The sequence below is a fragment of the Bacillus cereus group sp. N8 genome, assembly GCF_016483685.1.
Lineage (GTDB): Bacteria > Bacillota > Bacilli > Bacillales > Bacillaceae_G > Bacillus_A > Bacillus_A proteolyticus.
In genome coordinates this window covers 259319-274813 of sequence record NZ_JAEHBK010000002.1, presented here as the reverse complement: position 1 = coordinate 274813, position 15495 = coordinate 259319, and the positions used below count along the sequence as shown (strand labels likewise).

Here is a 15495-nt window from a genome sequence, read left to right as displayed (position 1 = left end):
CAAAGGTGATTATATCAAAAAATGAAAAAAGATGTGACCTTTTTCAAGAAAGGTATGGTACTTATTCATGTTTAGCTGGAACGATTACGGAAAAATTAAGCAAAACCGTAATGATATTTTGTGTACAGAAGAGGAGAAAGCTATAGTTCTTAATATTAAGGAGAGAACGGATGTAGCTAACGTAGATAACATTTCACGTACACAATCTTACCAAGAATATTATTTGAGAAATAAAGAAATTAGGTGGTCTTTTTTAGCGAGTATGGTCTCAAGGAATGGGGGATGGAATATGACAGATTTAGAAGGAGAATATTATTCTAATCTTCTACCCCAAACAGTTAAGAGACGATTATTTCTTTGTTATGAGAAAGCCAATTGGCTCATTTTTTTAGATGCATTCCCTCAACTATTACTGTATGAAGAAAGTAAAAGGCGATGTGAGCCGCTCTTTCATTTGTTACAATTTTTTAACATATCAATTTTTATGGAAAAAGAATGGTCATATTTCTGGGAGAAAAAAGATATCAATAGGCTTATGACGGCGCTTATTATTAATGAACAAAATAAAATTCAAAAACCAGTAATCGAGAATACATACTTTCAAAAACATGTATTTGATACGGCAGTGTTCAAATTTCAAGAAATACTTCACATTAGTGCAGTTGTTTTTCCGATGATGGAAGGGAGAATGTATGGGTTTTCAGTTTATCAATTTGAAACGTTACAAAAACGTATAGAACTTGGGAAGAAGTTAGCTTGGTTATTGTTTCATTCAAAGTATAAAGATTCTTTTTATAAGTTTGCATTGCAAACTAGGCATACGGGATCAAGGATGGATTATGAATGTAATATAAGAGAGGTTAGACAATCAAGTACACCGGCTCTTAGAGATGTGTACGCTATTGTCGCTCACGAAAAATTAATTGAAAAAGATTGGTTTAGTGAAGGGATGGAAATGGAGTCTTTATTTGTACTTGAAAAGCCAAAGGGGGAAATTAATATAACAGAATGGTATAGAATGAAGAGGGAGCAAATACACACTCTTTCTATATTAAGTAGTTTTGTTAAAAGAATAGATGAGTTCATGATATAATCAAAAAGTCCCGCTTTCCTACATGAAGGCGGGGCTTCTTGATTAAAAGTAATATGTTCTTCAACAAATGACTTTTTACTTCGCTATTTGCCGGCAGTACGACTTTAACCTCAGCACTTATCGAAAGCGAATAGGGAAGGTTAGACTGGAAATTAGCTATTTGTAAAAGCCACTTTGGTTAAAGGGGCATTTTATCCTGCTATTTGTGGGCGGTAAAACTCCCACCTCAAAATTCGGCTGGAGCAAAGAAGTTAGGTGGAAGCCTTGCTGCCCGTAAACGCTCGATTAGTGAAGGCTAATAATCAGTGGGGGATGAACAAAACCCTCACTGATTAAAGTTTCACTTTATGTAGCGGGGAAATTTGGACCATCAAGCTTTGGATTACCAGTCTCAGGTTTGTTTTGTTGTTTGTTTTGTTTTTTCTTTTTTTCATTTTTATTTTTTGCCATCATAATACACCTCCTTTTTGTATTGTTACCATTTCTAAAAATGGCATACAAAATGATTTCTTTGACGAATATCAACTAGTTTTGTCATGTGAGCAGGAGTAACCAATCAATCGGCGAAATTACATGACAAAGGAAAGGCAAAGAAGGGGGCGTTTTAAATATGGCGATGGTTCAGAAGGAAGATGTTATGAAAAAAATGGATCAAATGTTAAGTTCTCTCGATTTGCTGGAAATGAATATTGGGATTAGAATGAATCACGCATTGAAGGATAAAGTTGAAAAAATATGCAATAAGATAGAAATAACAGAAATGCATATCGAGCATATGGAAAATAAATTAGTGCATCACGAAGAAAAAGGAAGCTGGGTAAAGACATTTCAAAACGTCGTAGTGAGTGCATAATAAGGTGGGAATAAAATGAAATATGAAGCATTAATCCAGTCTTCGGAGAAGTTAATGCAGTATAATGATGAAGCCAATGTAAAAAAAAGAGAAATGGATGAATATGATTTTTATAAGGATATGAAGCCATTTGTTGATATGGTAGATGCGGAGTTAGAGGTGTGGAAAGAATTAGCTTATATATGGATAAAGGAAGAGCTGCCTAAGTATATACATGTACAACAAATCGATCAAGTGTATGAGAATTTACAAACTAATGTGCTACAATGTTTTGTTAATAAGGGAAAAGGTAAACGTTTCTTTGAAACTCATCAAGCTATTTCGTATACTTTACAAAATATCGTAGATCAATGTAAGTAACAAGAGGGGAAAACCCTCTTGTTTTTTTAGGCTTCTGTCGCTGTTGTAGGTTTTGTTGCGCCGTTTATTTCTAATTCACGTATTAATGTTCTGTAATCTGAGATGCATATTTTTCCGTCGAGATAACAATGTCTCGCAAAGTCTAGCAGTTCATTTGAACTTTCTGTACAGTACCCCTTTTTTTGAGAAAACGCTTGTTTTAAATCCCCTAATACCATGTTGATTCCTCCCCCATGAGAATCTTCTTCCTTATTATCATAGCATGGAAGGGTTTACTTTCTAATTTTTTTAAAAATTTAAACTTCCGACAAAAACAGACAGATACTCCGTCACACATTTTATTTTATAGGTACATATTCTATATGTAGAAACTTATGTGAAGGAGGAGAGTATGCATGTTTCAACAACCTAATGTATATCAGCAAACAAATCCATATGCACAGCAAAATATGTACCAATATAATGAGGATACATATTTACGATATAATATGTATCCTTTCGAGCCTCATTATGGGAACCAAAATTATTATCAACCATTTGAAGTGTCGTTTGGGAATCAACCGCAACAAGAACAACAACCCTACATGAATCAACAACAGCAGCAACCGCAACCGCAACAAGTACAACAACCCTACATGAATCAGCAGCAGCAACCACAACCGCAACAAGCACAACAACCCTACATGAATCAACAACAGCAGCAACCACAACCACAACAAGCACAACAACCCTACATGAATCAACAACAACCTTATATGAATTCACAATATTATATGCCGCCACCATCTTCCTATGGAAATCAACAAGCGATGTTTTATCCACCAAAACAACCGTATCCAACTATGAATAAACAAAAGCAACAACAGCAACCGAGTCAATTTTCTAGTTTTGTTTCCCAATTTAAAACATCAGATGGCAACTATGATGTAAATAAAATGATGAACACAGCTGGACAAATGATGAATGCGATGAATCAAGTGACAGGAATCGTTAAGCAAGTTGGAGGTTTTTTTGGTAAATAATAGTGGGGGGTATCTATAATAGTATTATGTATGAAGTAGGGCAATAGTCAAATTTCTATGAAATAAATGGGTGTATATAACAAGCGGCTTAACCTCTTCTCTCATATTGTAAAGTGTAGTCAGATTTTTTTTAAGAGAGAGGAGAGAAAAACTATGCATCATTGTCATCCTTGTTTTGGAGGGCATAAGCCTGTAGGACCTATTTGTACAACTGCTCCTGTCATTCATCCGACCAAACAATGCGTAACACATTCTTTTTCAACAACGGTGGTGCCACACATTTTCCCAACGCATACAACACATGTACACCATCAACAAATTAAAAATCAAGGCTTCTTCCCACAAACAAACTCGAATGTAAACGTTGTAGATCCTGGTAATCCAGGATTTGGTGGTGGATTCGGCGGGGGATGTGGACCATGTGGTCATGGTCATCATCACCACGGGCATCATATATCTCCATTTGGACCAGGACCGAATGTATCTCCGTTTGGACCAAATATCGGACCGAATATCGGACCAAACGTTGGTGGAATGTTTAAAAAGTAAATGATATGTTAGAACTAGCGAAATGCTAGTTCTTTTTTTGTAATGGAGTGTTGATATGAAAGTTGTTACTGTAACAGGATATAAGCCATTTGAGCTTGGAATCTTTAAAAATGATCATCCAGGAGTAGAATGTATAAAAAAGGCGCTTCGTCGTAAGTTAACTGCTTTTGTAGAAGATGGTTTGGAGTGGGTTATTATTAGTGGCCAGTTAGGAGTCGAATTATGGGCTGCTGAAGTTGTTTTTGAGATTCAAGTAGAATATCCAGATTTAAAATTAGCGGTATTTACTCCTTTTTTAGAACAAGAAGAAAATTGGAAGGAAGATAACCGTGAATATTACGAATTTATTCTTTCGCAAGCAGATCACATTGATAGTATTACGAAACGGAAGTACGAAAGCCCAGAGCAATTTAAATTAAAGAATCAATTTTTTATTGCAAAAAGTGATGCACTTTTAGCTGTATATGATGAAGAAAAGCCTGGGAGCCCTAAATATATAGTAGAAGCGGCTAAGAAAAAAGGAGAAATAGAAAATTATCACAGTTATTTCATTCTTTTTTCTGATTTACAAGATATAATGGAAGAGGAACAGTGGAATAATGCAGATTAATATGTAATATTGTACTTGCATATTTGATTGACAAAAGGCATTGTTTCTGAAAAAATTTAGTTAATGAAAGCTTTGGCAAAAATTTGAGGTGAAGAAAATGATTTCGGATAAAATTAAATTAACAGCGAAAGATATTTTAGAAAAAGAATTTAAAACAGGTATGAGAGGTTATCAACAAGAAGAAGTAGATAAGTTTCTTGATATGATTATTAAAGATTATGAAGCTTTTCATAAGGAATTTGATCAATTAAAACAACAAAATGCTCGTTTAAAACGTGAATTAGAAGAGCAGAAAGTAGCGGCAACACAAGTTCCGCAACAACCAGTACAAACACCAGTTGCACAACCAGTATATAACAATACGAATACGGATATTTTAAAACGTCTATCTAATTTAGAAAAAGCTGTATTTGGAAGTAAGTTATACGAATAAATTAGGGTAACAAAAAGGTTAAAGTAGTTTACATAGAAAAAAACATTGCAAAATCTTTTTGTTTCCACTATACTAATGTTTGTCATAACGTTTGGGTAATCGCTGCAACGCCAACGTTGTAGAGGAAAGTCCATGCTCGCACGACCTGAGATGGTCGTAGTGTTCGTGCCTAGCCAAGTCATAAGCTAGGGTATTCTGGCTGTGAAGCTGGTTTAACGGCAGGGAAAAAACCTAAGTCCTTTCGGATATGGTTTGACTACCTTTAAAGTGCCACAGTGACGAAGTCCTTGAAGAAATGATAGGAGTGGAACGAGGTAAACCCCACGAGCGAGAAACCCAAATAATGGTAGGGGAATCTTTTCCAAGGAAATGAACGACGGGAAAGGACAGGTTTTATAACCTGTAGATAGATGATTGCCACCGGAGTACGAGGCGTGGGCCGTTTGCAGTACAAAGGAACAGAACATGGCTTACAGAACGTTATGAACCAACTATGAAATAACTCAGCTCTCCTTTGTTAGAGGAGGGCTTTTTATTTGTATGAAGTTATAAATTATGAGTTACAATGGTTAATGAGAAAATTTTTCGTAAAATTTAATGATTAATAGGACAAATTGCTATTAATTATTGTTTGAATATACATAAGAGGTGAATGCAAATGGGAAAAGTTACTTTAATTGCAACAGCGGCAATGGGTATTGAAGCGTTAGTTGCCCGAGAAGTTCGCGATCTTGGTTATGAATGTCAAGTAGAAAACAGCAAAGTAACATTTGAAGCAGATGAAAAGGCGATTTGTCGCACGAATTTATGGTTACGTACTGCGGACCGTGTGAAAATTAAAGTTGGCGAATTTAAAGCAACAACATTTGATGAGCTATTTGAAAAAACGAAAGCATTAAACTGGGGAGATTATATTCCAGAGAACGGAGAATTCCCTGTTATCGGTAAATCTTTAAAATCTGAGTTATTCAGTGTTTCGGATTGCCAACGTATCGTTAAAAAAGCTGTCGTTGAAAAATTAAAAACAACATATAAACGTACAACTTGGTTTGAAGAAGATGGTCCGTTATTCCGTATCGAGATTGCAATGTTGAAAGATATTGCAACATTAACAATTGATGCGAGTGGTGTTGGACTTCATAAACGTGGGTACCGCATGGATCAAGGGGAAGCTCCTTTAAAAGAAACATTAGCTGCGTCTTTAATTAAGTTAACGAACTGGAAGCCAGATCGTCCTTTCGTGGATCCTTTCTGTGGATCTGGAACAATTCCGATTGAAGCTGCATTAATTGGACAAAATATCGCACCAGGATTTAACCGAGGTTTTGCATCGGATGAATGGGGCTGGGTTGGTAAACAAAATTGGCGTGAAGCTCGTCAAGAAGCTGAAGATTTAGCAAATTATAATCAACCATTACAAATCATTGGATCTGATATTGACCATCGTATGATTCGAGTTGCTCAAGATAACGCAGAAGAAGTAGGTTTAGGTGATTTAATCACATTTAAACAAATGCAAGTAAAAGATTTCACAACAAAAGAGGATTATGGCTACGTCGTAACGAATCCTCCATACGGAGAACGTTTAAGTGAAAAAGCGCTCGTTGAACAACTGTATAAAGAAATGGGACAAGTATTCCGCCCGTTAGATACGTGGTCAATGTATTTATTAACAAGTTACGAAGCATTTGAGAAGTGTTACGGAAAAGATGCGTCGAAGAAACGTAAACTATTTAACGGATTTATCCGTACAGATTACTACCAATACTTCGGAAAACGTCCACCGCGTAATTCATAGTATAAAACTCCTCCAGCACGCATATACTGGCTATTATGTAATGCGTAAAGGAGGCAGTGATATGGATAGTTTTCAATTATCAATGATTCAAAAAGCTATTCACCGTACGTATGATGAGCTCGGAAAAGAAGTGGATAGTCAAGGCGTAATTGTAGATGAAATACAAAAAGCGCAGGAAGAATATTTATCAGCTCTTTCACATGAAACAGCGATTGATAAACGGTATTTAAAGTCATTAATATAGAAGAAAATTTTCCTTTTTCGAAAGGGAAATTTTTTTTCGTGTATTTCTATGTATTGCAACAGGGGAAAGTGGCTGCACGCATATAAGTAGCAGCTACTAAATCTTTTTATAGAAAAACTGTTTGGTTGGAGGCTAAGGATGTTTACTGAGAAGAGATTACCATTTGAAGTAGGAAAACAAGACAATTTTTATGATAAGTTGAATGAGTGGATTGGAGATGTATTTTACGACATCCTTCCGGAAAAAGGCTTTGAAGAGCGTGATGAACAAATTTTTATGGCGTTTCAGTTAGAGCGCGCTTTCCAAGAGAAAAAAGTTATGTTCGCAGAAGCGGGAGTAGGAACAGGGAAAACAATTGTATATCTTCTATATGCAATTTGTTATGCACGTTATACAGGGAAACCTGCTATTATCGCTTGTGCAGATGAAACGTTAATTGAGCAGCTTGTGAAAGAAGAAGGGGACATTGCTAAGTTATCTGAAGCATTAGGACTATCTGTTGACGTAAGACTTGCGAAATCGATGGATAACTATTTATGTTTACGTAAACTTGAAGATGTTATGAGTGGACGAGCTCCGGAAGTAATTGAAGACGTATATTATGAATTACCACAGTTTGTATTTGATCATGGTACGATGCAAAACTTTACTCACTATGGTGACAGAAAAGAATTTCCACTTTTAAATGATGAGGAATGGTCAAAAGTAAACTGGGATTACTTCCAAGATTGCTTCACTTGCGATTCACGTCATCGCTGTGGACAAACTCTTTCTCGTGAACATTATCGTAAAGCGGCAGATTTAATCATTTGTTCTCAAGACTTCTATATGGATCATATTTGGACGTACGATGCTCGTAAACGTGAAGGACAAATTCCATTACTACCTGAAAGTAGCTGCGTTGTATTCGATGAAGGACATCTTGTAGAATATGCAGCTCAAAAAGCCTTAACGTACCGTTTAAAGCAAACGATGATGGAGCAACTTTTAACGAGATTGTTACAAAATGATATTCGTGAAGAGTTTGCACATTTAGTAGAAGAAACAATTTGGCAAACAGAGCGATTCTTCGATGTGTTACAAGAGAATAAAAAGGAAATTGAAGGTTCTGATCGTTTAGAAATTACTGTGACAGAAAAAGTAACTGCAGAAGCGAAAAGACTTTATGCGAAAATCGGTGAAGTCGGTGATGCACTAGTATTTGAAAGTGAAATGCATACAGTAAACACATATGATTTAAATATCGTTGATGAACATTTAGATGTGTTAGAACATTCACTTCGTCTTTTCATGCATGAGAAAAATGTAATTACGTGGGGTGAAGAAGGTGATGGTGCCTTCACGTTAGTTATTATGCCGCGTGCAGTTGAAGAAGTGTTACAAGAAAAAGTATTCTCGAAGAAAATTCCATACATTTTCTCTTCTGCGACATTATCGGACAATGATTCGTTCGCATTTACTGCAAACAGCCTAGGGGTAAAAGATTACTTATCATTCTCAGTTGCCTCACCGTTTGATTATGAAGAGCAAATGGCAGTAAACTTATTATCGCATACGAAAGAAAATGAATGGGAAAGAAAGTGTCAATATACACTTGAAAATATACAGAAAACAAATGGACGTACACTTGTATTATTCCGTACAACACAAGAGCTTGCAGCGTTTAAAGAATATGTAAGTAAAGAGCAAATGTCAGTTCCGTTCCTATATGAAGGGGATAAAGAAATTAGTCAGCTCGTTTCTCGTTTCCAAAATGAAGAAGAGACTGTACTTTGTGCCGTTCATTTATGGGAAGGTTTAGATATTCCTGGCTCATCATTATCACATGTTATTATTTGGTCATTACCATTCCCTCCAAACGATCCTGTGTTTGAAGCGAAGCGTAAACATGTAAATGATCCATTCTGGGATGTAGATGTACCATATATGATTTTACGTCTTCGTCAAGGGATTGGCCGTTTAATTCGTACGAGCGACGATAAAGGTGCTATATCAATCTTCTTATCTGATACAGAAGATGAGAAAGTGGTAGAAGCGGTGAAAAACGTACTACCAGTAGAAGGTAAAGAATTATAAGGAAAAAGCTTGGCGCTTGCCAAGCTTTTTTTCTATTATAAAAGGAATTTAGATTTCCATGTCGAATTAAGTTTGAGGTAGAAAAAGGAGGTTTTTATACGATGACAGTAGCTACATATGAAGTAGAAAAACAATTTTTAACATATGTGAAGAAGATACAGAATTACGGAGAAGCATTAAGCTTAATGTTTTGGGACTTGAGAACAGGTGCGCCTAAAAAAGGTGTAGACCAGCGTTCAGAAGTAATTGGTATGCTTTCATCAGAAGTGTTTGCCATGTCGACTTCAGATGAGATGGGGGACTATTTAACAGAGCTTGAAGCTTTAATACGTGAAGACAAACTTTCTGAAACGACAAAGAAAATGGTTGAAGAGTGTCGTAAAGAATATGATAGAAATAAGAAAATTCCACAAGCGGAATATGAAGCGTATGTGAAATTAGAAGCGAAAGCGGAGAGTGTGTGGGAAGAAGCCCGCGAAAAATCTGATTTCGAAATGTTCCGTCCGTATTTAGAACAAATAGTTGAATTTAAGAAGAAATTTATTGCATATTGGGGTTACGAAACATATAAATACAATACATTATTAGATATGTATGAGCCGGGTATTACAGTAGAAGTGTTAGATCACGTATTTGGTCAACTACGAGAGCGTATCGTTCCGCTCGTAAAAGAAATATCGGAGTCGCAAAAGAGATTAAATACAAGTGCTTTATCAGAACATTTTTCAAAAGAAAAACAAAAAGACTTTACATTAGAGCTATTAAAGCAATTGAATTATGACTTTGAAGCAGGTCGTCTTGATGAAACGGTACATCCATTTGAGATTACATTAAATAGAGGGGATGTTCGTATTACGACACGCTATGACGAAAGAGATTTCCGTATGGCAGTGTTTGGAACAATTCATGAATGTGGTCATGCTGTATATGAGCAAAATATTGCAGAGAAATTTGAAGGTACACCGCTATGTAGTGGAACATCTATGGGTATTCATGAGTCACAATCATTATTCTTTGAGAACTTTATCGGTCGTAATAAATCATTCTGGAAGAAAAATTATGATTTATTAAAAGAGTATAGCGATGGTCAATTCAATGGTATATCAGTAGATGAGTTTTATGATGCGATTAACGAATCGAAGCCATCGTTCATTCGTATAGAAGCAGATGAGCTTACATATCCGCTTCACGTCATGGTTCGTTATGAACTTGAGAAAGAATTATTTGATGGTACATTACAAGTGAAGGATTTACCGGCGGCTTGGAATGATAAAATGGAAGCATATTTAGGAATTCGTCCAGAAAACGATGCACAAGGTGTATTGCAAGATGTTCATTGGGCTGGTGGTTCATTTGGATACTTCCCATCTTATGCGCTTGGTTATATGTATGCAGCGCAATTTAAGGAAAGAATGTTAAAAGACATTCCGAACTTTGATGCATTATTAGAAGAAGGAAACGTAACACCAATTCGTGAGTGGTTAACAGAAAACATTCACCAATACGGTAAAACGAAAAAGCCACTTGAAATTTTAGAAGATGTAACAGGTGAAGGATTAAATGCAAATTACTTAGCAGATTATTTAGAAGCGAAGTATAAAGAAATTTATGATTTATAAAAAAGAGCTGCTTACTTGCAGCTCTTTTTTTAAAGGGGATAGAAAATTGGATTATACATATACAGTAATGACGCAAGAAGAAGCAGAAGAAATTGCATACAACTGGAATTATGAAGGGAAATATTCCTTTTACGATATAGAGGCAGATGAAGAAGATTTAGCTGAATTTTTACATGATGAGAGTAGAGGGGATCATACATTTTCTGTGAAGGAAAATGGCACTCTCATTGGTTATTTTACTGTTTGTAAAATAAATGATGGAACGGTTGATATAGGTCTTGGAATGAGACCTAATATAACTGGAAACGGATTTGGTTTACAGTTTATAAACGCTATACTAGCTTTTAGTAAAGAAAAATACGGATGCAATTATATAACACTATCAGTAGCGATATTTAATGAGAGAGCGATTAAAGTGTATAAAAGAGCGGGATTTGAAGCTGTTGGAACGTTTATACAGAAAACAAATGGTAGTTGTTTTGAGTTTTTGAAAATGAATTATATATGTAAAAATGATTAAAAAACAGAAGAATCTCCTTCTGTTTTTTTGATGCAAAAATAAATAATACTTTTTGTAATTGGGAGCTTTGAAATTTTGGAAGAGGATGTGTATGATTGAACTTTAGCAGCAAATAGCAAGTTTAGTAAGGAGATGCAGTATGAGTACAATTAAAACGAAAAATGAAATAGATTTGATGCACGAATCTGGAAATTTACTTGCGTCATGTCATAGAGAAATTGCGAAAATGATGAAACCGGGTATTACGACAAAAGAAATTAATACGTTTGTTGAAGCATATTTAGAAAAGCATGGTGCAACATCTGAGCAGAAAGGTTACAACGGGTATCCATATGCGATATGTGCATCTGTAAACGATGAAATGTGTCATGGGTTTCCGACCGATGTTCCTTTAACTGAGGGCGATATTGTAACAATTGACATGGTAGTAAACTTAAATGGTGGTCTTTCAGATTCTGCTTGGACGTATAGAGTTGGAAATGTTTCTGATGAAGCAGAAAGGTTGTTGATAGTAGCTGAGAATGCTTTGTATAAAGGAATTAATCAGGCGATAATCGGTAATCATGTAGGAGACATTGGCTATGCAATTGAAAGCTATGTAGCAAAGGAAGGTTTTTCTGTCGCAAGAGACTTTACGGGACATGGGATTGGGAAAGAGATTCATGAAGAACCAGCAATTTTTCATTTTGGGAAACAAGGACAAGGACCTGAGCTACAAGAAGGAATGGTAATTACAATTGAGCCCATTGTAAATGTAGGTATGCGATATTCGAAAGTAGATTTAAATGGATGGACTGCAAGAACGATGGACGGGAAATTATCAGCTCAATATGAGCATACAATTGTGATTACAAAAGATGGGCCAATCATTTTAACGAATCTTTAATATGATATGTAAGAGTTTACAAAACTCGAACGAAAATGATATTTTCATAAAATTTGTACGTGTTTTATTAAGAAAAGCTTTTCAAAGTATAAAAAGTGCGTTATAATCCTTCTATAAAATAAATAGTTAGCTACACTCATATAATCGCGGGGATATGGCCTGCAAGTTTCTACCGAAGTACCGTAAATACTTTGACTATGAGTGAGGACGAATATATTTGCTTGTTTAGCATTCTTTTTTTGCGAAACTCCAAAAGCGCGTCTCTCACTTGTAACGAGTGGTGGCGGCTTTTGGAGTTTTTTTATTGCATAAGAGGGGGAACAAACATGAAAGTATTACAAGAAAAGATTTTGAACGAAGGAAAGGTTTTATCTGGTGACGTATTAAAGGTAGATGCATTTTTAAATCATCAAATTGACCCAGTACTTATGCAAGAGATCGGAAAAGAATTTGCTAAACGTTTCAAAGAAGAGAACATTACAAAAATCGTAACGATTGAATCTTCGGGCATTGCACCGGCAGTTATGGCTGCATTAGAGCTTGGTGTAAAAGTAATCTTTGCAAGAAAACGTAAATCGTTAACGTTACAAGATAATATGTACGTTGCAAACGTATATTCATTTACGAAACAAGAAACGAATGAAATTTCATTATCTCGAAATCATATCGATGAAAATGATCGCGTTTTAATTATCGATGACTTTTTAGCAAATGGTCAGGCTGCTCTAGGTTTAATGAGTTTAGTAGAGCAAGCAGGAGCGAGTATTGCAGGAATTGGTATTGTTATTGAAAAAGCATTTCAAGATGGAGGAAAGAAGCTTCGTGAACAAGGCGTTCGTGTTGAATCACTAGCAGAAATTGCATCACTTGATAACGGCACAGTTACATTTGTACAGCATGAAACTGCGGAGGTGAAATAAACGATGAAGCAACATCCATTTAAAATCGCATCGCTTGGTATGCAGCATATGCTGGCTATGTATGCTGGCGCAATTATTGTTCCTCTTATTGTCGGCGGAGGACTTGGTTTAAATCAACAAGAATTAACGTATTTAGTATCGATTGACTTATTAATGTGCGGCGTGGCAACAATTTTACAAGCATTATCAAATCGCTTTTTCGGTATTGGACTTCCAGTTGTACTAGGTTGTACATTTACAGCTGTTGGGCCGATGATTGCAATTGGTAAACAATACGGTGTGTCTTCCATATATGGGGCAATTATTGCTGCGGGATTATTTGTTGTTATTTTCGCGAAATTATTTGGGAAACTCGTAAAATTATTTCCTCCTGTTGTAACAGGATCTGTCGTTACCGTAATTGGAGTTACACTTGTTCCAGCTGCTATTAATGATATGGCTGGAGGAGTAGGGAGCAAAGACTTCGGAAGTCTTGAAAATTTAGCGTTAGCATTTGGAGTATTATTATTTATCATCATTATGTATCGTTTCTTTGATGGCTTTATACGTTCTATTTCTATATTACTTGGTCTGTTGTTCGGTACAATCGTTGCAGCTTTCATGGGGAAAGTAAGTTTGCAAGCGGTTGGAGAGGCAGATTGGTTCCATGGTATTCAGCCGTTTTACTTTGGTACACCAACATTTGAATTAACACCAATTATTACAATGATTCTCGTTGCTTGCGTAGGGATTGTAGAAGCAACAGGTGTATATTTTGCATTATCTGATATTTGTAATAAAAAGATCGGTGAAAAAGAATTAACAAAAGGTTATCGTGCAGAAGGATTAGCAATGGTTTTAGGTGGAATTTTTAACGCATTTCCATATACAACTTACTCTCAAAACGTAGGACTTGTTCAATTAACCGGAGTAAGAAATCGCGTTATTATTTATACTTGCGGTGGTATGTTAATTGTTCTTGGGTTCATTCCAAAAATCGCAGCTATCACAACAATTATTCCGAAATCAGTACTTGGCGGTGCAATGCTAGCAATGTTCGGTATGGTTATGGCATATGGTATTAAAATGTTAAGCAGTGTTGATTTTGGAAAACAAGAAAATTTATTAATTGTCGCATGTTCTGTCGGAATCGGACTTGGAGTTACAGTTGTTCCAACGTTATTCTCACAGCTTCCTGAAAATATTCGTATTTTAACGGATAACGGAATAGTTCTAGGAAGTGCGTCAGCAGTACTTTTAAATATCGTATTTAATATGGTGCCGCAGCGTAAAGTGAAAGTAAAAGAAGAGCCAGTGTCTATGCAAGGTGCAGTAAGAGAAGCGTAAAAAAGCAAGGTCTCATTATGAGACCTTGCTTTTCTTTTTAAGTGGCATCATTTTCCCGTACGTACCAAGACGCCAAATGTACTCAAGTGGCCCGTATTGATAACGTGACAGCCACCAGCGGCTAATAAAGATTTGCAACGTGTAGAAACCGACGCAGAATAGTGGTCCTACCCATAATGGAGCAAGATAATCATTTTTGAACAATAGCCCGAATACAAGTAATGTAACAATTGTATGTGAGATGTAATTCGTTAACGCCATTCGTCCAACGTACTGGAATGGACGTAATAATTTTTGCCATTTATCTTTTTGTAATAAACGCATCAGCGTGAAAATGTAGAATATGAATAACGTTTTTCCGCTTATCATCGTAATTCCCATAAGTGATAATGGTGTGTATGGTTGATTATTCATAAAGAAGTACACCATAATAAACCACATTGGCAATGTTAGAATGAACATAATGATTTGCCATTTCTTTAGCTTTGGATCTAATTCTTTTGCACGGCGGAAAATATCTTTTTTACCAGCATATAATCCGAGTAAAAATAATCCAAGTGTTTCAGGAAGCATAATAAGACTGTTATTTATTGCTTCAGAATAGAAAGAATGGAATCTGACTGTAATTTGTAAGCCCCAGTTGTCTAACGGCATAATTGCTGTGGAAAGACCTAATTCATCTACTGGAACTCGTAACATAAGAAGGGAACCTAATAACGTGAACAATTGCATGAAACTTAATAGAACGATTGCCCATATTAAAGTAGTTCGAGGTTCTCTCTTATAAAATAAGAATAAGAAAAATCCAGCGATTGCATAACTATGTAAAATGTCTCCGTCCCATAAAAGAACGTAATGCAAGAAACCAAATAATAATAAAATGAGCAAACGACGCACAAATAAAGTTTTCGGACGATCTGTTTTCGCCTCAGCACGACTCATAAAGATGTAAAAACCTAATCCGAATAAAAATGAAAAAATAGTATAAAACTTCGTTTGAATAAACATGTCAAAAAACAAGCGAATATAGCTGTCTAACCCCTCATAAACGCCTGAAATGTCTCGAGAATCAACACCAGCGATAACTGGCCAGTTAACAAGAAAAATACCTAGTACAGCTATTCCTCTAATAATATCAATTGAGTGTATCCTCTCGCCTTGTGTGAGATTTTGTGTCATTTTTTTC

The 15495-nt window shown here is 35.8% G+C and carries 18 protein-coding genes, 1 other RNA gene and 1 riboswitch; of the genes, 16 read left to right on the top strand and 3 right to left on the bottom strand.

Annotated features, from left to right (window positions below):
* The first annotated feature begins 67 nt into the window (after positions 1-67).
* Positions 68-1093: a DUF2515 domain-containing protein gene (locus JDS80_RS05475; protein ID WP_199637402.1), complete on the top strand. Its 1026-nt coding sequence runs from the start codon at positions 68-70 to the stop codon at positions 1091-1093.
* Between the two features lie 345 nt (positions 1094-1438).
* Here the strand turns inward: JDS80_RS05475 and JDS80_RS32080 are convergent, their stop codons facing one another.
* Positions 1439-1618, bottom strand: a complete 180-nt coding sequence (locus JDS80_RS32080) for a phage portal protein (RefSeq protein ID WP_083595859.1) — start codon at positions 1616-1618, stop codon at positions 1439-1441.
* Between the two features lie 85 nt (positions 1619-1703).
* Between JDS80_RS32080 and JDS80_RS05470 the strand changes: the two genes are divergently transcribed.
* Both JDS80_RS05470 and JDS80_RS05465 read left to right on the top strand, forming a co-directional pair.
* Positions 1704-1946: a hypothetical protein gene (locus JDS80_RS05470; RefSeq protein WP_001252038.1), complete on the top strand. Its 243-nt coding sequence runs from the start codon at positions 1704-1706 to the stop codon at positions 1944-1946.
* A 15-nt stretch (positions 1947-1961) separates the two neighbouring features.
* Positions 1962-2306, top strand: coding sequence for a YppE family protein (locus JDS80_RS05465; RefSeq protein ID WP_071744935.1), 345 nt, complete (start codon positions 1962-1964; stop codon positions 2304-2306).
* 26 nt (positions 2307-2332) lie between these two features.
* On the opposite strand, the gene JDS80_RS05460 is transcribed toward JDS80_RS05465, so the two are convergent.
* A complete protein-coding gene (locus JDS80_RS05460) occupies positions 2333-2524 on the bottom strand; it encodes a YppF family protein (RefSeq protein WP_071744936.1) in 192 nt (63 codons plus the stop codon).
* A gap of 177 nt (positions 2525-2701) precedes the next feature.
* Here JDS80_RS05460 and JDS80_RS05455 point away from each other — a divergent pair, with 177 nt between their 5' ends.
* From JDS80_RS05455 to pbuX, 13 genes are all read left to right on the top strand, one after another.
* Positions 2702-3328 (top strand): YppG family protein, encoded by a 627-nt coding sequence (locus tag JDS80_RS05455; protein ID WP_199637401.1) that lies wholly within the window; start codon positions 2702-2704, stop codon positions 3326-3328.
* Positions 3329-3481: 153 nt separating this feature from the next.
* Positions 3482-3877, top strand: coding sequence for a CotD family spore coat protein (locus JDS80_RS05450; RefSeq protein ID WP_199637400.1), 396 nt, complete (start codon positions 3482-3484; stop codon positions 3875-3877).
* A gap of 55 nt (positions 3878-3932) precedes the next feature.
* Positions 3933-4487, top strand: a complete 555-nt coding sequence (locus JDS80_RS05445) for an SLOG family protein (RefSeq protein ID WP_071744939.1) — start codon at positions 3933-3935, stop codon at positions 4485-4487.
* Between the two features lie 97 nt (positions 4488-4584).
* Complete coding sequence (gpsB, locus tag JDS80_RS05440) at positions 4585-4920, top strand: cell division regulator GpsB (RefSeq protein WP_000622426.1); 336 nt, start codon at positions 4585-4587, stop codon at positions 4918-4920.
* An 87-nt stretch (positions 4921-5007) separates the two neighbouring features.
* An RNA gene (gene rnpB, locus JDS80_RS05435) (RNase P RNA component class B) lies at positions 5008-5398 on the top strand.
* Positions 5399-5578: 180 nt separating this feature from the next.
* Positions 5579-6718 (top strand): THUMP domain-containing class I SAM-dependent RNA methyltransferase, encoded by a 1140-nt coding sequence (locus tag JDS80_RS05430; protein ID WP_071744940.1) that lies wholly within the window; start codon positions 5579-5581, stop codon positions 6716-6718.
* Between the two features lie 61 nt (positions 6719-6779).
* Positions 6780-6962: a DUF3921 domain-containing protein gene (locus tag JDS80_RS05425; protein WP_000376898.1), complete on the top strand. Its 183-nt coding sequence runs from the start codon at positions 6780-6782 to the stop codon at positions 6960-6962.
* Between the two features lie 138 nt (positions 6963-7100).
* Entirely contained in the window at positions 7101-9038 is a 1938-nt protein-coding gene (locus tag JDS80_RS05420; RefSeq protein WP_199637399.1) for an ATP-dependent DNA helicase, read from the top strand.
* A gap of 101 nt (positions 9039-9139) precedes the next feature.
* A complete protein-coding gene (ypwA, locus tag JDS80_RS05415; RefSeq protein WP_199637398.1) occupies positions 9140-10657 on the top strand; it encodes a carboxypeptidase in 1518 nt (505 codons plus the stop codon).
* A gap of 46 nt (positions 10658-10703) precedes the next feature.
* Positions 10704-11177: a GNAT family N-acetyltransferase gene (locus JDS80_RS05410; RefSeq protein ID WP_199637397.1), complete on the top strand. Its 474-nt coding sequence runs from the start codon at positions 10704-10706 to the stop codon at positions 11175-11177.
* Between the two features lie 139 nt (positions 11178-11316).
* Positions 11317-12063, top strand: a complete 747-nt coding sequence (locus tag JDS80_RS05405) for a type I methionyl aminopeptidase (protein WP_199637395.1) — start codon at positions 11317-11319, stop codon at positions 12061-12063.
* A 116-nt stretch (positions 12064-12179) separates the two neighbouring features.
* Positions 12180-12281: riboswitch (purine riboswitch) on the top strand.
* A 108-nt stretch (positions 12282-12389) separates the two neighbouring features.
* Complete coding sequence (locus JDS80_RS05400) at positions 12390-12983, top strand: xanthine phosphoribosyltransferase (RefSeq protein ID WP_000866482.1); 594 nt, start codon at positions 12390-12392, stop codon at positions 12981-12983.
* Positions 12984-12986: 3 nt separating this feature from the next.
* Positions 12987-14309, top strand: coding sequence for a xanthine permease PbuX (gene pbuX, locus JDS80_RS05395; RefSeq protein ID WP_199637394.1), 1323 nt, complete (start codon positions 12987-12989; stop codon positions 14307-14309).
* Between the two features lie 15 nt (positions 14310-14324).
* Here the strand turns inward: pbuX and JDS80_RS05390 are convergent, their stop codons facing one another.
* A complete protein-coding gene (locus JDS80_RS05390; protein ID WP_199637392.1) occupies positions 14325-15488 on the bottom strand; it encodes a DUF418 domain-containing protein in 1164 nt (387 codons plus the stop codon).
* Between the last annotated feature and the right edge of the window lie 7 nt (positions 15489-15495).